The sequence below is a fragment of the Maribacter sp. 1_MG-2023 genome, from assembly GCF_030547005.1.
Lineage (GTDB): Bacteria > Bacteroidota > Bacteroidia > Flavobacteriales > Flavobacteriaceae > Maribacter.
In genome coordinates this window covers 372,478-397,968 of the sequence record NZ_JAUOPN010000001.1, presented here as the reverse complement: position 1 = coordinate 397,968, position 25,491 = coordinate 372,478, and the positions used below count along the sequence as shown (strand labels likewise).

Annotated in this window: 15 protein-coding genes; 10 read left to right on the top strand and 5 right to left on the bottom strand. The window is 33.3% G+C overall.

The window, feature by feature from the left end; all coding sequences use genetic code 11:
* The first annotated feature begins 14 nt into the window (after nucleotides 1-14).
* The 5 genes from Q4500_RS01755 to Q4500_RS01735 all read left to right on the top strand — a co-directional run bounded on the left by Q4500_RS01755 (nucleotide 15) and on the right by Q4500_RS01735 (nucleotide 8,898).
* Nucleotides 15-4,253: a two-component regulator propeller domain-containing protein gene (locus tag Q4500_RS01755; RefSeq protein ID WP_368389711.1), complete on the top strand. Its 4,239-nt coding sequence runs from the start codon at nucleotides 15-17 to the stop codon at nucleotides 4,251-4,253.
* A 37-nt stretch (nucleotides 4,254-4,290) separates the two neighbouring features.
* On the top strand, nucleotides 4,291-5,820 hold the full coding sequence (locus Q4500_RS01750; RefSeq protein ID WP_303598039.1) for a sulfatase: 1,530 nt from the start codon (nucleotides 4,291-4,293) through the stop codon (nucleotides 5,818-5,820).
* A gap of 67 nt (nucleotides 5,821-5,887) precedes the next feature.
* The gene (locus Q4500_RS01745; RefSeq protein ID WP_303598038.1) at nucleotides 5,888-7,123 is read left to right on the top strand and encodes a DUF6786 family protein; all 1,236 of its coding nucleotides are present in this window, start codon (nucleotides 5,888-5,890) and stop codon (nucleotides 7,121-7,123) included.
* A gap of 129 nt (nucleotides 7,124-7,252) precedes the next feature.
* Nucleotides 7,253-8,269: an SMP-30/gluconolactonase/LRE family protein gene (locus Q4500_RS01740; RefSeq protein ID WP_303598037.1), complete on the top strand. Its 1,017-nt coding sequence runs from the start codon at nucleotides 7,253-7,255 to the stop codon at nucleotides 8,267-8,269.
* A gap of 2 nt (nucleotides 8,270-8,271) precedes the next feature.
* Nucleotides 8,272-8,898 (top strand): bifunctional 4-hydroxy-2-oxoglutarate aldolase/2-dehydro-3-deoxy-phosphogluconate aldolase, encoded by a 627-nt coding sequence (locus tag Q4500_RS01735; RefSeq protein ID WP_303598036.1) that lies wholly within the window; start codon nucleotides 8,272-8,274, stop codon nucleotides 8,896-8,898.
* Nucleotides 8,899-9,093: 195 nt separating this feature from the next.
* On the opposite strand, the gene Q4500_RS01730 is transcribed toward Q4500_RS01735, so the two are convergent.
* The 5 genes from Q4500_RS01730 to Q4500_RS01710 all read right to left on the bottom strand — a co-directional run bounded on the left by Q4500_RS01730 (nucleotide 9,094) and on the right by Q4500_RS01710 (nucleotide 20,528).
* Nucleotides 9,094-12,429, bottom strand: coding sequence for a VCBS repeat-containing protein (locus Q4500_RS01730; protein ID WP_303598035.1), 3,336 nt, complete (start codon nucleotides 12,427-12,429; stop codon nucleotides 9,094-9,096).
* A gap of 155 nt (nucleotides 12,430-12,584) precedes the next feature.
* Nucleotides 12,585-14,102, bottom strand: coding sequence for a RagB/SusD family nutrient uptake outer membrane protein (locus tag Q4500_RS01725; RefSeq protein ID WP_303598034.1), 1,518 nt, complete (start codon nucleotides 14,100-14,102; stop codon nucleotides 12,585-12,587).
* An 11-nt stretch (nucleotides 14,103-14,113) separates the two neighbouring features.
* A complete protein-coding gene (locus tag Q4500_RS01720) occupies nucleotides 14,114-17,122 on the bottom strand; it encodes a TonB-dependent receptor (protein WP_303598033.1) in 3,009 nt (1,002 codons plus the stop codon).
* Between the two features lie 763 nt (nucleotides 17,123-17,885).
* A complete protein-coding gene (locus tag Q4500_RS01715) occupies nucleotides 17,886-19,520 on the bottom strand; it encodes a hypothetical protein (protein WP_303598032.1) in 1,635 nt (544 codons plus the stop codon).
* A 150-nt stretch (nucleotides 19,521-19,670) separates the two neighbouring features.
* Nucleotides 19,671-20,528 carry an AraC family transcriptional regulator gene (locus tag Q4500_RS01710; protein ID WP_303598031.1) on the bottom strand — a complete coding sequence of 286 codons (858 nt, stop codon included), beginning with the start codon at nucleotides 20,526-20,528 and terminating at the stop codon, nucleotides 19,671-19,673.
* Nucleotides 20,529-20,686: 158 nt separating this feature from the next.
* Between Q4500_RS01710 and Q4500_RS01705 the strand changes: the two genes are divergently transcribed.
* Genes Q4500_RS01705 through Q4500_RS01685 form a run of 5 tightly spaced genes read left to right on the top strand, consistent with a single transcriptional unit; the run spans nucleotide 20,687 to nucleotide 25,357 of the window.
* On the top strand, nucleotides 20,687-21,841 hold the full coding sequence (locus tag Q4500_RS01705; protein ID WP_303598030.1) for a cytochrome P450: 1,155 nt from the start codon (nucleotides 20,687-20,689) through the stop codon (nucleotides 21,839-21,841).
* A gap of 20 nt (nucleotides 21,842-21,861) precedes the next feature.
* The gene (locus tag Q4500_RS01700) at nucleotides 21,862-22,170 is read left to right on the top strand and encodes a 2Fe-2S iron-sulfur cluster-binding protein (RefSeq protein ID WP_303598029.1); all 309 of its coding nucleotides are present in this window, start codon (nucleotides 21,862-21,864) and stop codon (nucleotides 22,168-22,170) included.
* Nucleotides 22,170-23,414, top strand: coding sequence for an NAD(P)/FAD-dependent oxidoreductase (locus Q4500_RS01695; protein WP_303598028.1), 1,245 nt, complete (start codon nucleotides 22,170-22,172; stop codon nucleotides 23,412-23,414). The genes Q4500_RS01700 and Q4500_RS01695 overlap by 1 nt, the downstream gene beginning before the upstream one ends.
* Nucleotides 23,415-23,437: 23 nt before the next feature.
* Complete coding sequence (locus Q4500_RS01690; protein ID WP_303598027.1) at nucleotides 23,438-24,553, top strand: Zn-dependent alcohol dehydrogenase; 1,116 nt, start codon at nucleotides 23,438-23,440, stop codon at nucleotides 24,551-24,553.
* 6 nt (nucleotides 24,554-24,559) lie between these two features.
* A complete protein-coding gene (locus tag Q4500_RS01685) occupies nucleotides 24,560-25,357 on the top strand; it encodes an alpha/beta hydrolase family protein (protein ID WP_303598026.1) in 798 nt (265 codons plus the stop codon).
* The last annotated feature ends 134 nt before the right edge of the window (nucleotides 25,358-25,491 follow it).

The following is a 25,491-nucleotide window of genomic DNA, read 5'->3' as shown; positions in this document are numbered from 1 at the left end:
GGTGAGAAAACTACATGAATAAACTAATCAAATTTTATATATGTCAATTATATGTTGGTATAATGTTGTTGTGCAACACTTTGGTTTTTGCTCAAAGTACTGATTTAAAATTTGAACATTTTATAGACGATAAGGGGCTTTCACAAAATTCGATAATGAAAATTCTTCAAGATAAGGAAGGCTTTTTGTGGATGGCAACACCTAACGGTTTGTACAAATACGACGGTAAAAGTTTTACAATCTATAGACATGAGTACAACAACCCTAATAGCTTAATCAACAACTCGGTTTATGAACTCGAATTAGATGTATCTGGCAACATACTTATAGGTACAGGTAGAGGGCTTAGTAGGTTCAATAAGGTAACTGAGACTTTTTCAACATTTCCTGCCATATTAAAAGATAAACGAATTAGTGCTATTTATCCAGATGAAGATGGTTCTCTTTGGGTTGGCACCTTATATTCTGGAGTTTATCATTTTGAAAACACAGATGAACTGGGTACTATGCCCGAGCGTTACTTTTTTCAATCTGATGCTAATGTTACAATTAAGCCTAATAAGGTTCACTCTATTACAAAAGATATTTCTGGTAATGTTTGGGTAGGCACCAATAACAGTTTGTACAAATTAAAAAAAGAAGCTAATAATAATTATGTTCAATTTAAGGTATTAAATGAAGGCGTTAATTCACTTTTTTTAGATAAAAACGGAAAACTATGGGTGGGCGTTAAAGGTCATTTTCTCTTAGGTATTGAAAACGCAGAAAATCTGAATGCACCAGAAGAATTAAAATTTAAGCGATATAGTTTTCATCCTGAATTTACAGATACTACTGAATATGGAGGCTTAATTGCAATCAGCCAAGCAGATGATTCTAATTTGTGGTTAGGCATACATGGCTTTGGTCTGTATTGGTTTAACCCAGACACAGGTGATTTTAGACTATACGCACCAAATCAATTAGACTCTAAAAGTTTAAGCAGTGCAAATGTAGAAACTATACTTGTAGATTGTTTTAATGTGATGTGGGTAGGCACAGAAGAAGGCGGGTTGAACAAATGTGACTTAAGTCATAAGGATATTAATTTTTTAAAGAAAAATGAACTCAACAAAAACTCTTTAAGTAACCCTTCGGTCAACGCAATAATTACAGGAGAAGAAAACTCTATTTGGGTAGGTACAGAAAATGGTCTCAATAACATTAAGTTTAAAGATGAAACCTTTGAACAACCAATTTTTAAACATTATTATTTAAATGACAAACTAACCAAATCAAAACATCCCGTTCCGCAACCAATATGGTCAATTTTAAAAGATAAAGACAATGATTATTGGCTAGGTAGTACAGAAGGAATCTTGCATATGACGGTTGATTCGAATAAAGAAAAAATATCATTGAATCCCACTGAAATGAACGATATCGTTGAGGTATTTTCTTCACTAGAAGATAAAAAGGGAGTTTTATGGTTTGGTTCGTTCATTGATGGTTTAATAAAATGGAAAAAGAAAAGAAAACCCAATAGTAAACAATTTGATTTTTCGAATGCAGTTCATTACTTGCCCAATTCAAATGACCCTAGTAGTATTAGTGGTAAAGAAATTAGCTGTATTTATGAAGATAGTAAAGGTCAACTTTGGATAGGTACCTTACAAGGTGGATTAAATTTGATGATACCAGGAAAAAATGGGCAACCTGACACTTTTGTCTCCTACAAACATGATCCTAAAGACCTAAATAGTTTAAGCCATAACTCAGTTTTTTCAATTTTAGAAGATAAAGATGGAAATTATTGGATCGGCACTTTTGGAGGGGGATTAAATAAGATGACCATTTCTAAATACCCAAATCAAAAACCAATTTTTAAACATTATCGAGAAGAAGATGGACTAGCAAACAACGCCGTATACGGTATTCTTGAAGGCGATAATGGAAAAATATGGATAAGCACAGATAAAGGTATTTCATTTTTTGACCCGACAAAAGAGGTCTTTAAAAATTTAAATAAAAAAGATGGATTACAGAGCAATAATTTTAGAAAAAATGCCTATTTCAAAAATGAAAACGGATATTTATTCTTTGGAGGACTCAAAGGACTGAATGTTTTTCATCCTGATAATCTAAAAGACAATACCATACCGGCCATACCAAAGATTACAGCCTTTAAAATAAAAAATGCAGCCGTAAAAGTTGGTCAAGAGTTTAATGATCGTGTAATTCTAGATAAATCTATATCTTCATTAGAGGACAAAAAAATAGCACTCAATTACGATGAGAGCGTACTCACCTTTGAATTTGCCGCACTACATTATGCTGCTCCCGAAAAGAACAACTTTTTATATAAACTTGAAGGGTTTGATGACGAGTGGCACAAATCTAAAACAACGGCATTTGCACATTACACCAATCTACCACCAGGTGAATATACCTTTAAGGTTAAAGCTTCAAATAATGATGGTATTTGGAGCGAGTTTCCTGCAACAATGGGTTTTAAAATATCACCTCCTTTCTGGCTTACTTCGTGGGCATATATTGTATATGCATGTATTCTAACTCTAATTCTTCTTGGTCTAAGATCATACTTTCAACTTAAGTCTAACCAAACAACTGCTATAAGGGTTCAACAAGAAATAGAAAAGGCCAATAAATTGAAGCTTCAGTTTTTTACAAATATTTCGCACGACTTTAAAACACCCATTACCCTTATAATGAATCCGTTAGAAGAAATCTTAGAAGATTCCAACATTAGTATTTCATTACGTAAAAGGCTTGGTGTTATTCAACGTAATGCCGATTATTTGTTGAGACTTGTTAATCAGTTAATGGAGTTCAGAAAAATAGAAGTTGGCGAAACTAAATTGGTAGCCACCAAATCTAACATTGTAAATTTCGTTAGAGAAATTACATTTTCATTTAAAGCATTGGCCTTAAAAAAGAATATCAGTTTATCGTTTGAAAGCCAATCATATGCTTCAGAGGTTTGGTTCGATTGGGATAAGCTTGAAAAAATTCTAAATAACCTTATCTCTAACGCGATCAAGTTCACTGAGAATGATGGAAGTATAATTGTACGTTTACAAAACCCTAAAGATAAATCTACTTTAGAGATTAGAGGGGTAGAAATAGAATCTGAATATGTAAGTATTGAAATTGAAGATAACGGACCAGGAATACCTCATGACCAGCTTCCTCATATTTTTGAACGTTTTTACCAAGTAAACAAAACCAATGATAATTCTTCAAATTCAGGTTCTGGAATTGGACTGGCCATTACCAAAGACTTAATTGATTTACATTATGGTACAATTGAAGTAGATTCCAAAATAGATATTGGAACCCGGTTTATTCTAAAACTCCCTATAGGCAACGAACATTTACTGCCCGAAGAAATAGCCCAATATTCAGAACCTCAAAAGAAAGTAGAAGAGATTGAAGAAAATATACAGGTTACCAATATTGAAACTCCAAAGAAAAAAGTTGCGAATAAAAAGAAAACGGTATTAGTGGTAGATGATAACCAAGATATTAGGTCATTGGTTAAGAATGGATTGCAAAAAAAATACAATGTATTGCAGGCTGATACTGGTAAAAGTGCTTTAAAAATTGTCTTACATGAATTACCCGACCTTATAGTAAGCGATGTACTCATGCCAGAAATGGATGGAATTCAGTTATGCCATGAACTGAAATCAAATATTCGTACTAAGCATATTCCCATAATTTTACTTACCGCCTTAAATTCAGTGGAACATAGAATTAAAGGCATACAATCTGGGGCAGACGCTTATATCCCCAAGCCATTTAAAATGAAACTGTTATCTATTACGGCAGATAAGCTCATAGAATCTAGAGAATATATGCGTGTTCGTTTTAAGACAGAAGAACAATTAACACCTAAAAAAATAATTCTTGATTCTGAGGATAAGAAATTTCTAGATAAAATCATGCTGCTCATGGAAGAACACATGAGCAATGAAAACTATTGGATCGAGCAATTGGTTCACGATATGAATACTAGTAGGTCAACTTTTTTCAGAAGGTTAAAAAAATTAACAGGCCAACCCCCTAACGATTTTATTAGGCTAATCAGACTCAAAAGAGCTGCGCAACTATTGCAACAGGGAGAACTAAGTATTGCCGAAGTAAGTTATAATGTAGGTTTTAACGACCCCAATTACTTTGGAAAGTGTTTTCGTAAAGCCTTTGGTAAAGCACCTTCTAAATATGTATCGGAAAACGAAGTATGGAATTAAAATACAGCAAATATTGACAATTAATAATAACTAAAAAATGAACAATAACATTTCTAACAAACCAATCTATTTTAAGACCGCTCTTTTCTGTATTTCAATCATTTTTATGTTATCCTGTGAAGAAAAAAAATCAACGGTAACGACCAAAAGACCTAATATCGTATTTATCATTGCAGATGATGTTAATTGGAACGATTTAGGAGCGTATGGCAATAATACTGTTAGAACCCCAAACATTGACCAATTAGCAAAAGACGGAATGCTATTTACACAAGCTTTTTTGACCACAAGTTCATGTAGCCCTAGTAGAACAAGTATTATTAGTGGATTGTACCCGCATAACACAGATGCCGAACAGCTGTCTTGGCCATTGCCCGAAGATAAAAATACATTTGTAAAACAGCTTCAAAATTCAGGGTACTGGACAGGCCTGGCCGGAAAATATCATCTTGGAGAATCGGTAAATGATGATTTCGACACCATTTATGAAATGCAGTGGAAAGATGCACCCCTTGGTCTAGACCGCAGACTGGTAGGTGACGGCAGTGGTTGCGATGAATGGATCAAACTACTTCGAAGTAGGGAAAAAGATAAACCATTTTTTACATGGTTGGCTTCCTTTGATGCTCATAGACCTTTTTCTGAAGGTATTATCGATAATCCACATAAACCAGAAAACGTAATTTTACCTCCTTATCACCCTGATACCAAAAAAGTACGTAAAGATTACGCCCTTTATTATGACGAAATCTCACGAATGGATGACTATGTAGGTAAGGTAATTACTGAATTAGAAAGCCAAGGTGTAGCAGACAATACTATCATCCTTTTTATAACAGATAACGGAAGGGCTTTTCCTAGAGATAAAACTACTCTTTATGAAGGGGGAATCAAAACTCCATGGATTGTAAAATGGCCTTCAAAAATTAAACCAGGTAGTACAAGTAACAATCTTGTAAGCTCAATCGATATTGCGCCTACATTCATGAAAATTGCCGGTTTAGAACCATTAAATGATTTTGAAGGCATTGACTTTACTCCGCTTTTGAGTGAAGATGCAAAACCTGTTAGAAATGAAATCTATGCCGAAGATCATTTTCATGATTTTGAAGATTACACAAGAGCTATTAGAACTACCAGTTATAAATACATTAAAAATTTCTATCCTGACCTTCCTAATACTCCGTCTGCAGATGTCATTAGAGATTTGACCTGGAAAAGCATGTTGAGCGAAAAAGAAAATGGCACATTGAACGAAGCTCAAATGAGATGCTTTATTATACCTAGATCGACCGAAGAACTTTATGACATTGTAAAAGACCCGAATGAGCTCTACAATCTTGCACAGAACGAATCTCATACAAATATCTTAAACGATATGCGTTTGCGATTAAAACAAATGCGTAAAAGAACAAATGATTCATTACCTATCGCTAGAACGAATGATGATTTTTTTAGAGATACAGGACTCCCTACCAAATACAGGTTAAGACCAAGGCCATCTAAAGAAGTAATGATGAAAGCTATGTTGGCAGGTGAGGTACTTATTAATCCAGACTTTGAGTAAGTATAAAAACAACATTATCAAATTTTATGATTCCGAAATCAATATTAACCAATCTACAAGTAATTAAATGAGAAATCAGCTGGTATTAAAAATCAAGGCTGTAGTTTCTATAATTACTTATTTGTTAAGCTATAAAGCATTGGTATTACTAATAACTATGATATCCTTATTAGGATGTAATTCTACATTTACGCATAATACTTTTGGTAGTGACCTTAAGGTATTAAATAACATTGAAGACCTTCATGTACTCAAATCAGAAAACTCCATGATAGCCGTTTCTGGAAGCTTACAAGGACGCGTTTTTACCAGTAGTTCAAATGGTCTAAAAGGTAAAAGCTATGGTTGGTTCAAAAGAGAAGCTGTATTAAACAGAAGCTTTAAGAAAAAGTTTAGTAATCTAGGTGGTGAAGACAGAATGTGGTTTGGACCACAATATGGTAAGTACAATCTATTTTTTGAATCAGGTGATACATTCGAAGATGCAAACTCACGCATTGCACCAGATTTGGATACCCTACAATTCAAAATTAAATTAAAAACAGATAAAGAAGTTGTAAGTACCGGTCGTATGCACATCAAGAATTATCAAAATTATATATTCAATATTGACGTAGAAAGAAAAATCTCTATTCTAGGAAAAAATAAAATCGAGAAAAATCTTAACGTTTATGTAGATGACAAGGTGTCTTACGTAGGTTTTGAAACCGTTACAAAAATGGTGAATATTGGTGCGAATAAATGGTCAAAAGAAACCGGACTTATTTCAATTTGGATTCTTGGCTGTATTATTCCTACCGACAATACAGTTGCAATTATCCCCACTACTGGTCATATAGATGAAGTAACAAACTATTTCACCCCCTTAGACGATTCACGAATGCAAATTAAAGACGGCTTTGTCTATTATAAAGCTGATGCTAATTACTTGAATAAAATTGGCATTCTTCCCCAAAACACTGTTCCGGTTTTTGGCAGCTATTCTCCTGAACTGAATCTGCTAACAATAGTAGAATTTAGCTTTGAAAATAGTCCCTATTACGTGAATTCAAAAAAAGAAAATAACAGTGATCCTTACGGTGGTGATGTAATCAACATTTTTAACGATGGTGTTACCCCAACGGCAGGTCCCTTTGGTCCTTTTTACGAAGTTGAGAGCTCTTCAGCTGCTAAAGAACTTGAAGTGGGAGAAGAAATCATACATACCAGTAGAACCTATCACTTTAAAGGCGACGAAGAGTATTTAGATCAAATCTCACTAAACGTTTTGGGTGTAAAGTTATCAGACAGGGTTAAGCTATAATTTTATAAAATAATCAGCTTGTCATCATATTTAAGAACAGTCCTAAATCTAAGTTATACTAATAACATTAACTCAATTAAATTATTTGTTCTAAATAGATAAATAAGAACACACATCAATCAAAAATAAATGAAATCTATTTTTAAGCTCATTATCGTAATTACATTTTTTGTTGGATGTAAAAATAACAATCACAAAAAACCATCCACCATAATAATAGAAACTACATCATACCCTACTATTGGATATTTAGAAAAAAAAGATAACTCTTTTTACAATCATGTACCACAATCGACTAAAATTGAAGTTATTGCAGATGGTTATGTATGGACAGAAGGTCCGGTTTGGATTACTGATGAACAATGTTTATTATTTTCTGACGTACCACAGAATATCAACTATAAGTGGACAGAAGAAAAAGGAGCAGTTCAATTTTTAAATCCAAGTGGCTATACTGGTAAAGACAAAAAACTTCAAGGCTCTAATGGTATGTTTTTAGACCAAGAAAACAATCTAATTCTTTGTCAAACCGGAGATAGGGTGGTTGCACGTTATCTAGGAGATTATAAAAACCCTGTTTCTGAATTTGAGGTAATTGCCAGCGAATTTGAAGGTAAAAAGTTCAACGCTCCAAACGATTTAGTAATCGATAAAAAAGGTAATATTTATTTTACAGACCCCAATTTTGGGCTAGAAGAAGGTTCTAAAGAATTAGAATTTGAAGGAGTCTATATGATCGGTACGAATAGAGAAGTTAAACTACTAACATCTAAATGGCCAACACCCAATGGAATAGGCTTATCTCCAGATGGTTCAAAATTATATATTGCGAATTCAAACCCTCCGTTATTCGTTAGTTATGATATTTCTGAAGGAGGTCATTTAACTAATGAAAAGATTGTTTTAGACCTTCAAGAAGCATTAGACAAGAGTATTTCTAAACAAAAACCAGATGGTATGGCCATTAAAAAAGACGGTACCATATTTCTAACAGGCCCAGACGGTGTTTTTGTAATAAACAAAAACGGCAATCATTTAGGCACGATCAAAACAGACAAGCTAACATCTAATTGTGTATTCAACGAAGATGAGTCAGTATTGTATGTTTCATGCCATGAACTCATCTTAAGAATAAAATTAAATTAAATATGAAAGAATTTTCAGAAGTGCTTTTTACAGAAACTCCTATTGTTGGTATTTTAAGGGGCTATGACCAAGAGACAGTATTAAATATTGCCAGAACCTTCGTAAGCGAAGGTTTTACAAATTTAGAGATCACAAGAAATAGTCCAGATGTTTACCAGATCATTGAGGCTTTAGTAAATGAATTTGAAGGTAAATTAAATATTGGTTGTGGTACCGTACTCACCAAAAAAGATGCTAAAAAGGCATTGAAAGCGGGTGCTTCTTTTATAGTAACCCCAATTGTAAATAAAAACGTAATTCGTTTTTGTGTTAAAAAAGATGTTCCTGTTTTTCCTGGGGCGTTCTCACCAACAGAAATCTATACCGCATGGAAATTAGGTGCAAAAATGGTTAAAGTTTTTCCTTCAGCAAACCTTGGTCCTAGCTATATAGCTAATGTAGCAGCCCCATTAGACTTTATAGATTATATGCCGACAGGTGGAGTTTCGCTAGAAAACATAGAAGAGTTTAAAAAAGCTGGTGCAAAAGCATTTGGTATGGGCGGTTTACTTTTTGACCCAGAAATGATAAAAAAGAATGATTGGGAAGCGTTAGCCAAGCATTTTAGAAAATTTAAAGAAGCAGTATAAATTATATTCTTACGACCATTAATTTAAAAAGCCTTAATGTTTAATTATTAAGGCTTTTACTTCCTTATAATCATCATGTACTATTATACCTGATTGTTATAGGCGTATTTTGGTTCAAAATAGTTTAGTTGTATTATTATTTAAATATAATTTCAGTTGTATATAGCAATTAAGTTCGCGTGAAGTGCTAATTATTTAGTTACTTTTAAATTGTAGCTTAAAAAAATCATGTACCCCATTATTATTGGCAACCACTACTCTAGCCTGCTTTCTAGATTTTAAAAAACTCATATTTCTTACGTCTTTATCTACAAAAAAACCAGAATCTAAATGTGATACTAGGCTAAACTCCCCTTTTTCACCACCTTTTAAAAAAGAGCCTATACCTGAATCGCCACGAGTAGTTTCTACCTCTGTTTGGTAATTGTTTCCTGCAAGTAGCAGATCTTGTATACCATCACCATCAAAATCTTCAAATAAAATACTGTTTATTACAGATTGTTGAATTCGATCTTCAAAAGGCTGAAAGGTAAAAGAATTATTGTCCGCATTAATAAATATACCAGACCTAAATTCTGTTGCGGCATACAAAGGTTCTCCTACTTTTCCTCCTAAAATCTCATCTAAATTTAAATTGGCAAATTGTTCATGCGTATCTATACGGTTTACCAAATAAGGCATTTGTTTCGCTAAATCTACTTTTCCTCTAATCGGCATGTTCTTACCTTCAATTTCCTTTGCAATAACTATATCAACAGAACCATTTCGATCATAGTCATTAGCAAATATTAATAATGGATCTTCATAACTTGCCTTTAGTTTATGGTTTAAACCTACGTTACCAGCTATGATATCTAAATCACCATCAGCATCAATATCTTTTACTTCAATTTTATTCCACCACCCTATCGATTTAGATAAGGTTCTATATGCATCACTCTTTTTAAACGCACCCGATTCATTGACGAATATCTCAATACCCATCCACTCTCCGGTAACGACCAAATCTAAAAACTGATCATTATTTATATCTACCCATTGGGCATCGGTTACCATACCTATTTTTTCTAATTCAGGAGCTAATTTATGTTCTACACGAGAAAATTCACCTTCATTGTTTTGTAAAATATAACTTGATGGCATAAACGGATACTGCCCTGGTATTACCCTACCGCCAACAAAGAGATCTAAATCTCCGTCGTTATCAAAGTCACCAGAAACAACCACAGAACCAGATGACGTTATTTCTGGCAATGCCGTTAGGGACTTTGTAAATCTACCCTCTCCATTATTTAAGTATAATCGGTCTTGAGCGAATCTTGTATTTCTATAATTCTCATAACTCCCGCTAACTACATAAAGATCTAAATCACCATCACCATCGGCATCAAAAAAACTAGCACTTTGATCTTCGTACATCTTATCATTTTCGAACGTTTGTATTGATAACAGACTTTCTTTAGATTCCCCAAATGCAATTAACTGACCTGCTTGGTTTTTTCCTCCACCAATATATACCTCTTCATTTCCATCTCCATTAATATCGCCTACAGCTAAACCAGGGCCATTTTGTGATAATTTATGTGGTAATAGCTTCTGTAAATCATAGTCGTTGAAATATTCTTCTTTATGTTCAAAAGCATACGATTGCTTTTCAAATATTGGCTTCTTTAAATCTTTGTTAATGGTACTAGCAACACCTTCTAAGTAGTTTAATTTATTTGTTTGATTAATATTGAATTTTTGATACTCTTTAATACTATTGTCAGCCCATTGCACTATTATTTTATTTGGTTTTTTATTTTTTGGCAGTCCAAAATGAAGCGTGTTCGAAACCGAAGACAAAAAACCTCTTGTATTTGTCAATTCTTTCGATTGTATTGAATGATTATCAAAAACTAAGGTGACTTTTGAACCAACCCCATAGGTATTCTGATCTTTCCCTTCTAAATTTATTTTTATAAAATCACCATATTTTTGTTCTATCGAATTATTTTTTAAAATTGTCGCTTTCTGGTTAATATTATTTACAATAATTTCAAGATCACCGTCATTGTCTAAATCGGCATAAGTTGCCCCATTAGATAGCGATGGTGAAATAGTAGCCCAATCATTGGTAGAATTTGAAAATGTATGATTTCCATTATTTTTAAAAAAATAGTTTTTTAATTTTTGTTGTGGCAACATGTTGGTATACTCTAAAAAATCTTGCTCTGTAGGTTTTCTGCCCCTTGAACGAAGTATATCCATAGTTTTCTCTATAACATCACGATTCATTACATCTCTGTAAATACCATTAGTTATAAAAATATCATTAAGGCCATCTAAATTAAAATCGGCTGCTAAAACTGCCCAAGACCAGTCGGTATCGGCAACACCTGCCATTTTAGATATTTCACTAAAAGAACCGTTACCATTATTCATTTGCAGCATATTATGAACATACTGATGATGGTACCCTTGATCTACCATCATTTCAAATTGACTAATTGGCATCATACCCATATTCAATTTAGCCCTTTTGTAGTCTTCGGGGTTCATATCTAACGTAAGTAAATCTAATTGCCCGTCATTATCAATATCTACAAAATCACTTCCCATGCTATTAAAAGACATATGTTTAAACATGGTTTTACTAGACTCTTTAAATGTGCCATCAGCATTATTTATATAAGCCAAATCAGGATAATTAAAATCATTACAAACATAGATATCTAACCAACCATCATTGTTAAGATCACCAACTTGTGGATTTAAGCCAAAACCGATGTCATAATATAATCCTGCTTTTAAAGAAATATCCGTAAAATGTCCATTACCATCATTTTCATAAAGCCGATCACTACCTTTTAGCTCCATAGTTTTTGGGTTACTATGCACTTTACTTAAATCTACTATTTTAGTTCTGCTCGTTATATCTGGTGTATTAGAAATATAGACATCTAGGTCATTATCCCTATCAAAATCAAAGAAAGTAGCCTGTATTGTTCTGTTACCATCTGCTAGACCTATTTCTTTAGCTTTTTCTTCAAAAGTTAAATCTCCATTATTTAGGTATACTAAGTTATCGAATTGACCATTTTGATCCAACCAACCACCACGAGCTACATGAATATCTAATAAACCATCGCCATTGATATCAGCCATAGTTACACCTGTATTAAAACCGGGAAGATTTAAAATACCAGCTTCTTCAGTGATATCTCTAAATTTTAAATCACCTAAATTTAGATAGAGCTTATCTGGTGATGAATTTGCCGTAAAATAAAGATCAACTAAGCCGTCGTTATTTATATCACCAGCTGCTACCCCTGCACCTATATAGGTGTACATATATTGATAGTAATTAGATTCTATCGTTTCTTCAAGTGTATTGTTAAAATGTATGCCAGAACTGGCAGAGGTAATTTCAGTGAATAATTTAGGAGAATTTACTTCTGTATTTTCTTTTTTATCATCTGAAACAGAATTACATGAAAAAGAAAAAAATGCTAACACATAAAAACAAGGTTTTATAAATGAATTATTCATCTTTAAGTATTTGACTTGCATAGCTTATAATAAAGTCTTTAAAATAAGTGTATATAATAACTATTCCTATTTTCGAGAGAATGCATTAGGTATTAAAAAATAACGGTGAACAATTTAAAGTTCACCGTTATTAAACTAAAACTAACTCAACTATTTTAATTACCCAAGTTTGGGTTTAAATCAATTATTGCTTGTGGTACCGGTGAGAAATAATTATTGGTACCTAGGCTACCTTGTATTTCATTATGTTCTTGAATTGTACCTGGTGAATCTCTCGCTATTAATGCTTCTTCTACTTTTTCCATTCTAACAAGATCAAACCATCTAAGATATTCACCTGCGAACTCCCATTTTCTTTCAGTGAAAGCAAATTCTGCTAAATCACCACTAGTTACATCGATGCTAGCATCTGCAATTGCATATGGTAAACCTTCTGCTCTTCTTCTAATCATATTCAATGCTTCCCAAGCATCTGCACTTGATGCACCTGATCTACCTGAAGCTTCGGCATATATCAATAATACCTCAGCGTAACGCATATAAAAATCATTTCTATCGGTAATGAATGCAGCTGCAGGTAAATCATTTACAGGTCCGGCTATTTTTTTGAAAATTGGACTTTTTTGATCACTAAAAGTGGTGTAATCCAAATCAGTTCTATAGGTAGCTTCTTTACGTGCTCCTTCAGGGAAATCTTCGAAATATTTGATTTCAGCAAAAGTCTCTTGCCAACCTCCAAAATCACTAGGTAGACCTAATATACCGTCTTTTAAATTTGCCGTATTAAAACCACATGCCCCACAATATGTAATCGTAAATACACTTTCGCTATTAAATCGGTTAGCTACCTTCCATAAATCTTCTAAATTATCTGATAGTTCAAATTGATAAAGTGCAGCATTATCAATAACCTCTTTAGCTTTTGTTGCTGCGCTAGTATATTTACTAGCATCTTTTACAGGAAAACCTGCCCAATCTAAATACAGTCTTGCCAATAATGATTTTGCAGAACCCTTATTAGGTCTAGGAGCGCCAGCTTCTTGCCCTGGATAAATATCTGGCAATCTCATCTCAGCTTCCATAAAATCAGATTCGATCTGAAGATAAACATCTGTCTGCTCAGATAAACCAATATTAGGATCTGGTATAGCTGTTAACGGTATAGGAATTTTACCATGAACCCGTGTTGCATGAAAAAGTGCCATACCTCTTAGAAAATAAACCTCACCGATCAATATATTTAAACGATCTTGATCAACATCTAAATTCTCCATTCCCTGTGATCTTTCTAATAGAGAATTCGCAGTATTTACTATATTATAAATCGCATTCCAATTGTTTAATAAACGTCCGTTTGTAGATTGTACCACACGCTGGTCGAACTGTCTAAAATCTGCTTTATTACTGGCAAAATGAGTCGTGATATCATCTCCTGCCCAAGAAGCAGCATAAAAGGTTGTCCATTGGGCCGCACTTAACAACGTACTGTAAATACCCGTAATACCCTTGTCGAAATCGGTTAAACTTGCAAAAGATTCTGGTGGCAGATTAAACTCTACCGGGTCTGGATCTAAATTTGCACAACCTTGTAAAACGGTTGCAGAAATAGCTACGAACAAACTTGCATAACCAAGTCTTTTCACTATACTTTTTTTATTCTTATAATTTTTCATATTCTTTTTTTTTAAAACTGAAGTTTAAGACCTAATGTCAATGTTCTTGGGTTAGGGTAAGCCCCTATATCAATACCGGCTCCAGCATCTGTATTATTTAAATCTTGATTAACAGGTGTAGAAGATACCTCTGGGTCATAACCACTATAATCGGTAAGTAGCAGTAAGTTTTGCCCACTGACATAAACTTGAAGACTTTCAACATTTTTAATGATATCTTCAAATGTGTAACCTAATTTTAGATTACTTAATCGAATAAAACTACCATCTTCAACATATCGAGAAGAATTCAAAACATTTAGTGAACCTCTACGTGGTAAATCTGTTTCATTTTGCGGAGTCCATTTATTTACACTTAACGGAGAAAGGTCATCTCTAAAATCACCGGCACCACCATTAATAGCCGCTGCAACTTGATTATAAACATCAAAATTATGCGCAGCGTTTACGAAGACGTTCAGGCTCAAATTTTTATAGTTAAATGTGTTATTAAAACCCCATGTTAAGGTTGGCAACCCATTACCAATGGTAGAGAAAACAGAATTACCCTCGTCATCAGTCAAATATCTTGCATCACCTGCTTGTATACCTTCTGGTAAATCATCGGTTGATTTCCAAGTACCTAAAAATGTAAGACCGTAAAATTGACCTAGCGGTTGACCAAGCTCTATTACATTTATAGAATTTTCAGTACCATCTACCGGTCTAATATTTCCTAATATTTGATCAACATCGTTTACCAATTCAGTTACTTCGTTCGTTACGTGAGAAAGGTTAAAAGATGAATCCCAAGTGAAATTATCATTTTGAACAATTGTGCCGGACAATGTCAAATCTATACCTTGATTTTCAACTACCCCTGCATTTTCAAATTTTGCAAAAGATGTACCCGGAATTATTGTTCTTAATAATAGGTCTTCAGTTGTCTTACTAAAATAATCTACCGAAGCATTAAGTCTACCACTAAAGAACCCCATATCAACACCAATATTTGTTTGTGAAGTTGTTTCCCATGTTAAATTTGGATTCCCAACTTGTGTAAGTGTTGAACCAGATACCAAGGTAGAACCGTCAAAAGGATAATTACCGGCATCGTTAGTCAATGAAAAACGTGCTGTAGAGTTTATATTCTGATTACCTACCTGACCCCAGCCAGCTCTTAACTTTAAACTACTTAGTGTTTTACCATTTTCAATAAATGGCATGTTATTAAAACTATAAGCAATTGCCCCAGAAGGAAAATACCCAGTTCTATTACCTTTTGCAAACCTTGACGATTCATCGATACGCATAGAACCTGTTAAGTAAAGCGCACTGTTATAATTGTATTGAACACGACCTAAATATGATTGTATTGAATTTTGATTACCATCATTATAGAAATTTTCTCTCGCTTGATCTTCATTATCAGCTAAATATATACCGCCAGTAGCTATAGCAAATGTGTTGTAACCATTAAAAGTATTACGGTCTCCTTGAAATTCATATACACCTGTAACGTCAAGATTATGCTTATTAAAACTATTATTATAATTAAGAATATTACTTACTTGATGACTTGTGTTTCTGAAATTATCGTAGGAAACACGGGTATGATTAGGATTAGCATCGGTAGGGTTATCGTCTCGTATAAAAGATTCAACATTTTGATTAATTGTTGACGCACCGACAACAAGACTATATTTAAAATGATCCGTGAATTTATAGCCAACATTAATATTCGTATTTAAACGATCTGCAGCACGATCTCTGTTACTTCTTAAAAGTGTACCAATGGGGTTAAAACCATTGTTTGCAAAATTTGAACTTGTAATAAAATTACCATCACTGTCTTGTACAGGTAATGTAGGATCCCATGTAAGCGTCTTTAAGATACTACTTCCTTTAAAACGGTTAAAATCATCTGGATTATTTACTTCTGATTCTCTACTACCGTATAAATTTATACCTACCGATAATTTATCTGTTACATTTAAACTAATATTAGAACGTAAAGAGAATCGCTCATATTCATTAGTTATAACCGTACCAGTTTGGTTTACATAGTTACCAGAAACAAAGTATCTTAAATCATCTTTGCCCCCACTTACTGCCAACTGCGTATTTGTACCTATACCTGTTTGAAACAATTGATCTTCGTAATTGATTGGGTTCGCGTCAAGAGCAGATATTTGTTGTTCTGTATATGCTGGGTCTGCTCCGTTTGCAATTAACCCTGCATTTTTTTGTCTAGCAAAATCACCAGAACCCAACGTTTCTATACTTCTTGCTTGACTACTTATAGATACGAAGTGATCAAAACTTATTTTGGCCTTTCCTGCTCCTTTCTTAGTGGTCACCAAAATCACCCCATTCGAAGCCCTAGAACCGTAAATTGCTAGTGAAGAAGCATCTTTTAGCACCTCTATAGAGGCAATATCATTTGGGTTGATCGTTCTTAAATCACCACCAAAAACACCATCTACTACTACAAGAGGGTCATTATTACCTGTTATAGAATTTACCCCTCTAACCCTTACTTTAATACCTGCGCCTGGTGCTCCAGATCCAGAAACCGACACCCCTGCCGCTCTACCTTGCAATGCATCTTCTACACGAGTTAATGGTTGGTTTTCAAATGATTTTGCTGTTACTTGAGAAACGGCACCGGTAAGATCGCTCTTTTTAGAAGTACCATAACCTATTACTACTACCTCGTCTAATAAACTTGCATCTTCAGCTAATACAACATTTATTGTTTTTTGATTTCCGACCTTAATAGACTGAGAGGCATATCCTATATATGATATTACCAAAACATCATCTGGAGATGCTTGAATAGAAAAATTACCATCGAAATCGGTCTGTGAACCATTAGTAGATCCCTTTACCAAAACATTAGCCCCAACTACAGGTCCTAAGTTATCTGTTACTGTTCCCGAAATGGTCTCTTGACCAATTGCGCTGTTCATGCTTAGTAGGGCAAAGAACAGTCCCGACAGAAAGCATTTCTTTAAAAATTCAAAAAATTGTTTTTTCATAATCATTGGTTTAAATAAAATTTGCTTGAGTTATTAGACTTACAGTTGAATTAAGATTATTGTTAATATTTTAATGTATCCATAATTTTTAAGCCTGTGATTGAACAAAACTAATTATAACTCTATTTTTTTTACCATTTTAAAACTGTACAAGAACTTGACTCAAGCGCTAAAATGTCGGTTTTTCAACGCTTTCAAATGTTTTTTGTCTTGAAGTTGAAATATTTATCAAAAAAAAGACTGTCTTTACAGACTATCTTTTTTTACTTATAAATCCAGATTATTTTACTTAAATCTACTCTGCATTATTAATTATAATACCTTCATTTATATCATAATCTAGAACTGAATTTGGGTATTTTCTAAAGCAATTTTATCAACTGTACTTTTCTACGCTTATCAGCTCAAATTTATTTTTATGCTCAAAGAATTAATTTTTCGTAATAAATAATTATTCCGGTAACGGGATAATTAGGTGCTACTGGGTTAAAATTTTTATCAAAAGAAAATTTTATAGCGCACTCATTTATGATTAAACAATAAACAATCAATATGATGCCGTAACTCAAAGCAGCTCTATAAGTGCAGCTAATTTTTAAATATCTATTTGATTGTAATTTGAGAAGTGTGAATGCAGTTATGTTCCATTAATTTTAAAAAATCATCAAGAAAATAACCCAATATCAAAGAATCATTAAGTTTATCGACTTGATATAAAGTTTACCAGTCGACAAATTTGCACTTAATTATAAGCTATATGTGTTTAAATAGAATTAATGTAATCTTCTAAATTTACATTTCTTGGTAGTTCCATTTTTTTGCGAATACGATGTCTTGAAGTATGTACAGACTCTACAGATATACCTAATAACCTCGCCATATCTTTACTAGACATGTTCAATTTTATCAATGCACAAATCTTTTGATCACTTTGACTTAAGCTAGGAAATTTCTCAAAAATTTTATTGTAAAAGTCCTTGTTTACTGAGATAAATCGATGCTTAAACTCATCCCAATTATTATTATTATTAGTCGATATTGACCTTAGCACCTTATTTATTTCGTGAATTTTATTCTTATCTGTACCAACACTAACCTTAGATTTTATCTCTTTCAAAAATTCATCTTTTTCTATCAACTGTAATGCCGACGATGCTAATTCTTTATTCTTTATATCAATAAGAGCTTGTTGCTTTTTTATTTCCAATTCCTTATTTTTTTCTATGAATATTTTTTCATTTGTATGTTTTGTTCTTAAATAATTTAAATAACCATAACCTATAATTAGTAAAAAGATAATAGACCCTATCAGAATAATCAATTGAAGTTTACTAATCTCTTCTTCTTGCTCAAGTTGCTTTAAATATTGTTCTTGAATTTGTTTTTCTTGTCGATCTTTTTCTATTCGATAGTTATCTTTTATTTCTAATAAAGATTGGTTTATAGAACTTCTACCATCAAAAAATTTAGCATCTAGCTCTTTGGCCTTCTTTAAACTTTTAAAGGCATTCTTATATTCATTTTTTCTAAGGTATAATTCAGTGAGATTTTCATAGACCAATGGTGTAAAGTCCAGATGACTTTTATAATTTTCTGAAATATCTAAAGATTTTCTATATAGTTCTTCACTCTTTTTTAAATTAGAAATATTAAGATACATGTCGCCCAAATACTTATAAATTAATACGAGATAAGTTGGCTCATTTTTTTGAAAATAAGGTATTACACCCTCCATTATTGCTATTGCCTCTTGATTATTATCTTCTCTTTCCAACAAAACAGCCTTCTCAAAGTCAAGATATTCTTTGCCCCTATACTCCAAATGAGCTAATGGCTGAATATCAACCTCATCAGAAAAATATAAATAACAACTGTCTAAATAAATACGAGCAACGTTATTTTCTTGCAACTCTCTACTCGTCTTTGCCAAAGAGTAATAATAGGGTACTAATACAGACTTTTTTAGGTTTAATTTCTCAACTCTTCTTTTCTGTAGTTCTAAAGAAGATTTTAAATACTTATAAGACTCTTCAACCCTTTTATTATAACTGTATATTCTGCCCAGTCTAACGAAAATGATAGATTTCAATTTATCATCGTCTCTTTTATCATTTAAAATTAACGCTGTCCATAAAGCATCATATGAGTTTGCGTATCGCGCAGTATTTTCGAACACATAAGCTTTCTCTAACAAACTATATGTGGTACCAACCGTATCATTTAATTGTAAATAATTATTACTACTATAATCCAATAAAGCCACAGCACTATCAGGGTTTTGGAATCTCAATTCTAATGCTCTTTCAAAGGCTTGTTTAGCACTAATATCTTTTAAATTATTTTGAGCATAACCTATGGTAATGGTAAGCAAGCATAATACAGACAGTATTCTTTTCATAAGTATATTCTCAAAGAAAAAATTTAATTAATAATTCAATTACACTCTGGCTAAAATATATGTTTCTCTATAAAATAAATCAAGAAATATTCTGCCAATACTAATTTTAATCTTGAAACCTAATAGAATTAAAAGTACAAATCAAATAAATTATGAATTCATTTTCAAATATTGATTTTTAAAAACCTTTGGTGAACAATTCATATATTTTTGAAATTGTCTGTAAAAAAAAGGCAGACTTTCATACCCACAATCGTAAGCAATTTGGCTTACTTGTTTGTTTGTTTCAATTAGCATTTTACTGGCAAGGTTAATACGGTATTCATTTATAAAGGTAAAAAATGACTTATTAAGCGATTTTTTAAAAAAACGGCAAAACGCTTCATTACTCATAGATACCAAAGTAGATACATCATCTAATTTAATTTTGGAATTATAGTTCTTCTCCACATAATCGTACACTACATCAATTCTATTGTTCGCTTTTAAATTAAGATTTGGCGAGAAACTGGTAGTCGTTAATAACTCGAATGAATTTACCAATGCCAATTCTTCTAGTAATTCTAAAAAACTCAATAATCTGTCTAAGGGTTTTTTCTCTATAATAGCCATCAATCTCTTTGCTGATTTTTTTGAGGAATACGAATGAAACAATATTCCTTTCGCAGCTTTTTTTAACAATAAATTAATTTGATAAAACTCTTCTTTTTGAAACCAGTTCTCCCCTAAAAACAAATCGTTCCATTGAAAAACAACCGACTTCACATTCCCAATATGTAAATCTGTGTTTTTCCAGCAATGCGGCAAATTTGCACCTATTAAAACAAAATCACCTTCTTCGAACTTTTGAATGCTATTACCTACGTACCTCATCCCTTTCCCTTTAACAATATAAGTTAGTTCATATTCTGGGTGAAAATGCCAAGGCGCATCAAACTCAACATCCTCATAAACAAACGCATATAATGCACTTTGCTTAGAATTTATCTTTTCAAATTGTGCTTTCATATAATAGCAATTATAATCTATTATGATATATAAAACATCAATATACCTATCAAAATGTCAAAATAAGCACTATATAGGCTAATAAAGATTAATTAACGCACCAATAGTTTATTCATATTTGCGAGTATACTTTTTAAAAATAAATAATAGTCAACACCATGGATAAGAGCAAGTTTCTAGACCCTTTTGAAAAGGAAAGAATTGAAAAAGGATTTGGCAAGATGGACGATCAGGGTGAAGAAGTCACCATGGTTTTAGGTCATAAAGATGTTAGAAAGTGTGCGCATAATGCAAAAACCTATCAATCTGGAGCTGCACCTGGGCGAATCGTTATTCCATCCGAAGAAAATATAAGAGATATACGTCAGATCCCGTTTGAAGTAGACCCACCATTACATAAAGGTTTTAGAGATATTTTAGACCCGTGGTTCAAACGACCTCTAGAGGAAGAATATACAGCAAAGCTTAAGAATCAAATTCAATCTTTAGTCAAAGAGGTTTTAAAAAGGAACTCTTTAGATATTGTTAGTGAATTTGCTTTACCATTACAATCACGAGCATTAACCCTTTTATTAAACACGCCATACGCGCAAGCTGAAACATGGATTTCATGGGGTACACATGTTTTTAGAAGTGAAGGCTCTGCTTTAGATGTTGACAAGGCTAATGTTTTGTATGATTATATTGACAAGGAAATTGAAAGAGCAAGTGCCGCCCCAACAGACGATTTGTATTCTGTGTTACTTGCATCTGAGGCTAATGGTAAAAAGCTGACCAAAGAAGAAGTTAAGGGTGTTATTATTCTAACTTTTGCTGGCGGTAGAGATACTGTTATAAATGCCGTTACAAATTCCATTTCTTATTTTTCTGAACATCCAGAATCATTAGAAAGGTTGCGCAATGAGCCTGAAATATTGAATAACACTATAGAAGAATTAATTAGATATTTTTCGCCGCTAACACAAATGGGAAGAATTACAACCGAAGATACTACCGTTTGTGAACATGCACTTAAAGCAGATAGTAAAATATCACTTTGTTGGGCTTCTGCCAATCGTGATGCCAATGTATTCGAGAATGCAAATGAAATTGTTATCGACAGAAAAATAAATCCGCATGTAGCATTTGGCTTTGGCACACATAACTGCTTAGGAGCAACACATGCTAGACAAATACTAAAGATTTTGATTTCAACTTTATTAGATGAAGTCAAATCAATAGACATCATAGATTACAAAGAAAATATTGAAGATTTAGGTCACTTTAAACGTAAAGTAGGCTTCGACAGTTTACACGTTAAATTCAACTCTTAATAAAAACTAATACATTAAATATGGCAAAAATAACATTTGTAACAAGCGATAACGACACCATTATAACGGAGGCTACTACAGGTAGTGTAATGGAACTTGCGGTACAGAATAAGGTTAAAGGAATTGATGGTGATTGTGGAGGAGTTTGCTCTTGTGCAACTTGCCATGTTCATGTTGAGCCTGCGTTTTGGGACAAAGTTGGAGCACCTAGTCAATTAGAAAGTGACATGCTAGAATTTGATGATAATGTTAGCGAATACAGTCGCCTTTGTTGCCAAATAGATGTTTCAGATGCTATTGATGGGGTGGTTTTAAATGTTGCCAAATAATGTCTACCGAAACATCAAATAAAATTTGCGTCGTAATCGGTGCAAGTCACGCTGGAGTAAATTTTGCTTTCGCCTTACGAAAAGAAGGTTGGGAAGGTGATATTATTTTATTTGATCGCGACCCAGAATTTCCATATCACAGACCGCCTTTATCTAAAGCATACTTAACAAGTGAAGAAGGAACTCAGCAAGATTTACTGTTTCCGAAACAAAATTATGAGACTGATAAGATTACCCTTAAATTAGGTAAAATCATCAGCTCAATTAACCGTAAAGAAAAAAGCGTCACTGTTTCTGATGGTTCGGTTCAGAAGTATGACAAATTAGTTCTCACTACAGGAGCACGCCCCTTTATTCCACCAATAAAAGGATTGAATAGCGCAAAAAATGTTTTTGCGATGCGAACGGCAGAAGATGCTCTTAATATTAGAAAATCTCTTAACAAAGACCACAACAAGGTAATTATTATAGGTGGTGGGTACATTGGTCTAGAAACTGCTGCTTCTTTAAGTAAACTAGGTGCTTCGGTAACCGTATTGGAACGCGAAGAACGAGTTCTTTCTCGTGTTACCGCTCCAGAAATGTCTACCTATTTTAAAGAGTTACATCATAAACATGGCGTATCGGTTTTATCAAATAAAAATGTGACATCTATTAATTTTGATAATAATATCAATGAAGTTCAATGCGATGATAACTCTAGCTATAAAGCAGATATCATTATTGTTGGCGTAGGCATTAAAGTAAATACTGAATTAGCCGAAGAAGCTGGTTTAGAAATTGAAAACGGAATTAAAGTTGATGCCAACTGCAAAACCAATGACCCAAACATATATGCTTTAGGCGATTGTACGTTTCATTTTAATCCACATTACAAAAAATATATTAGATTAGAATCTGTACAAAACGCTGTAGACCAAGCAAAAATTGCTGCAAAATCTATTTGTGGCAAAGCTGTAGCATATGACTCCATACCTTGGTTTTGGTCTGATCAATATGATGTAAAACTACAAATGGTGGGTTTATCGCAGGGTTATAATCAAACTATTAAGAGAATAGAAACAGATAGAGACAACTGCCAATCGGTTTGGTATTTTAAGGATGATGAATTACTTGCTGTTGATGCCATAAACAATGCAAAAGCCTATATGCTAGGTATTAGATTTATTCAAAAAAATCAAAAAATTGACAAGCTTAAACTTTCAGATGTTTCAATAGCCATAACCCCTACTAGTTATATATAAAATCAGTACAAAAAAGAAAAAAAATGTCAATACAGTCAAAATGCGCAATAGCAACAGGTGATGGTAAATTTATCATAGATACAGTTACTATAGCAGAACCTAAAGCAGATGAAATAATCGTTAAAATAAAAGCTGCCGGACTTTGCCATACCGATCACGATTCTCTAACATGGGGCAAACCAATTGTTATAGGTCATGAAGGCGCAGGTATTGTAGAACAAATTGGCAGCGCTATTACAGATTTTAAGGTCGGCGATAAGGTGATTTTAAATTGGGCTACTCCTTGTATGAAATGTTTTCAGTGTCAAGAAGGCAATCAGCATATTTGTGAAAACAATTCGCCTGTAACCGCTGGCGGAAATGGCTTCACTCCTGGTCACGCTCATTTAGAAGGAACAAAATGGAATGATAAACCTATTGAGCGTTCTTTTAATATTGGTACTATTTCTGAGTTTACTTTGGTGAAAGAATCGGCATGCGTCAAATTTAATGGTAATCTACCTATGCCCTCTGCAAGTATTATTAGTTGTGGAGTTATGACGGGTTATGGTTCTGCTGTGAATACGGCAAAAGTAACCGCAGGAAGTTCTGCCGTAATTATTGGTACTGGAGGAGTTGGCTTAAATGTTATACAAGGTGCTAGAATTTCTGGAGCATCAAAAATTATAGCTATTGACATTAATGAAGAGCGTCTTGAAATGGCAAAACAGTTTGGGGCAACCCATACAATTCTAGCAGATAGAAATGATAAAGGTTTACTACAGGCATCAGAGAAAGTAAAAACAGAAACCGAAGGTAGAGGTGCCGATTTTGCTTTTGAGTGTACAGCCGTGCCGGCATTAGGTGCAGCACCGTTAGCAATGATTAGAAATGCAGGCACAGCTGTTCAAGTTAGTGGTATAGAAGAAACCATTTCTATAGATATGAACTTATTTGAATGGGATAAAATTTACATTAATCCGCTTTACGGTAAATGTCGTCCACAAATAGATTTTCCAAAATTAGTAAGCTTGTATGATAAAGGAGATTTGATGTTAGATGAAATGATTACCAGAACATACCCTATTGAAAATCTACAACAAGCTTTTGATGATATGCTGGCAGGTAAAAATGCTAAAGGTGTAATCGTTTTCGAATAAACAAATATGTCAAAATTTAGAACAACAGAAATATCAAATCCTGAATTTGAAAATAATCATCTTAGATTTATTACTGTAAAGACTCCTAATCTTAAAGGTCGTGGAGACATTTGTGTATTTGTCCCCCCAGATGAAAATCTAAAAGACTTACCTATAGTTACGCTTCTTCACGGCGTGTACGGTAGTGCTTGGATTTGGGCACACAAAGCAGGTGTACACTTTACCGTTTTACGAATGATGACTGAAGGGCTTATACAACCAATGGTTATTGCAATGCCTTCTGACGGATTATGGGGAGATGGCTCTGCATATCTACCTCATAATAATCTTGATTTTGAAAAATGGATTGTTGAAGATGTAATCAATGCAGTTATTGAAAATATTAATGCTACAAGTTCATCATCAAATTTATTTATCTCTGGTCTATCAATGGGTGGCTATGGTGCTTTGCGTCTTGCTGCTAAATATCCTAAAAAATATAAAGGATTTTCAGGTCATTCTTCTATTACCAACACCAATCAAATGCATTTATTTGTAGAAGAAAAGGAAATTAATTATAGTCAAACCGAAGCGTTAAACGAAGATGTTTTTAAGTTGATGCAACAAAATAAGAAAGAGCTACCTCCATTTCGTTTTGATTGTGGTAAAGATGATTTACTAATTGAGTACAATAGAGCACTTCATACAAAACTGAACAACTCAGATATTAATCATACCTACCAAGAATTCGAAGGCAAACACGAATGGTCTTATTGGCAAAAACATATTGAGAAAACATTGATTTTCTTTAACGAAATAAAGTAAGCCCGTTTATTACTGATTTAGAGTCAATTATACCGAAAATTTATTTTGTTCAGTTTTTGTCAAGTCTAAATATCTACGTTTCCTACTCAATACCTGTACATTAGGTTTCAAGAAAAAGAATAAAAATCAGAGGC

What these genes read in the sequence shown, in the direction of transcription:
- Q4500_RS01755 (WP_368389711.1), top strand. Translation starts at nt 15, where the DNA reads ATGAATAAACTAATCAAATTTTATATATGTCAATTATATGTTGGTATA.
- Q4500_RS01750 (WP_303598039.1), top strand. Translation starts at nt 4,291, where the DNA reads ATGAACAATAACATTTCTAACAAACCAATCTATTTTAAGACCGCTCTT.
- Q4500_RS01745 (WP_303598038.1), top strand. Translation starts at nt 5,888, where the DNA reads ATGAGAAATCAGCTGGTATTAAAAATCAAGGCTGTAGTTTCTATAATT.
- Q4500_RS01740 (WP_303598037.1), top strand. Translation starts at nt 7,253, where the DNA reads ATGAAATCTATTTTTAAGCTCATTATCGTAATTACATTTTTTGTTGGA.
- Q4500_RS01735 (WP_303598036.1), top strand. Translation starts at nt 8,272, where the DNA reads ATGAAAGAATTTTCAGAAGTGCTTTTTACAGAAACTCCTATTGTTGGT.
- Q4500_RS01730 (WP_303598035.1), bottom strand. Translation starts at nt 12,429, where the DNA reads ATGAATAATTCATTTATAAAACCTTGTTTTTATGTGTTAGCATTTTTT.
- Q4500_RS01725 (WP_303598034.1), bottom strand. Translation starts at nt 14,102, where the DNA reads ATGAAAAATTATAAGAATAAAAAAAGTATAGTGAAAAGACTTGGTTAT.
- Q4500_RS01720 (WP_303598033.1), bottom strand. Translation starts at nt 17,122, where the DNA reads ATGAAAAAACAATTTTTTGAATTTTTAAAGAAATGCTTTCTGTCGGGA.
- Q4500_RS01715 (WP_303598032.1), bottom strand. Translation starts at nt 19,520, where the DNA reads ATGAAAAGAATACTGTCTGTATTATGCTTGCTTACCATTACCATAGGT.
- Q4500_RS01710 (WP_303598031.1), bottom strand. Translation starts at nt 20,528, where the DNA reads ATGAAAGCACAATTTGAAAAGATAAATTCTAAGCAAAGTGCATTATAT.
- Q4500_RS01705 (WP_303598030.1), top strand. Translation starts at nt 20,687, where the DNA reads ATGGATAAGAGCAAGTTTCTAGACCCTTTTGAAAAGGAAAGAATTGAA.
- Q4500_RS01700 (WP_303598029.1), top strand. Translation starts at nt 21,862, where the DNA reads ATGGCAAAAATAACATTTGTAACAAGCGATAACGACACCATTATAACG.
- Q4500_RS01695 (WP_303598028.1), top strand. Translation starts at nt 22,170, where the DNA reads ATGTCTACCGAAACATCAAATAAAATTTGCGTCGTAATCGGTGCAAGT.
- Q4500_RS01690 (WP_303598027.1), top strand. Translation starts at nt 23,438, where the DNA reads ATGTCAATACAGTCAAAATGCGCAATAGCAACAGGTGATGGTAAATTT.
- Q4500_RS01685 (WP_303598026.1), top strand. Translation starts at nt 24,560, where the DNA reads ATGTCAAAATTTAGAACAACAGAAATATCAAATCCTGAATTTGAAAAT.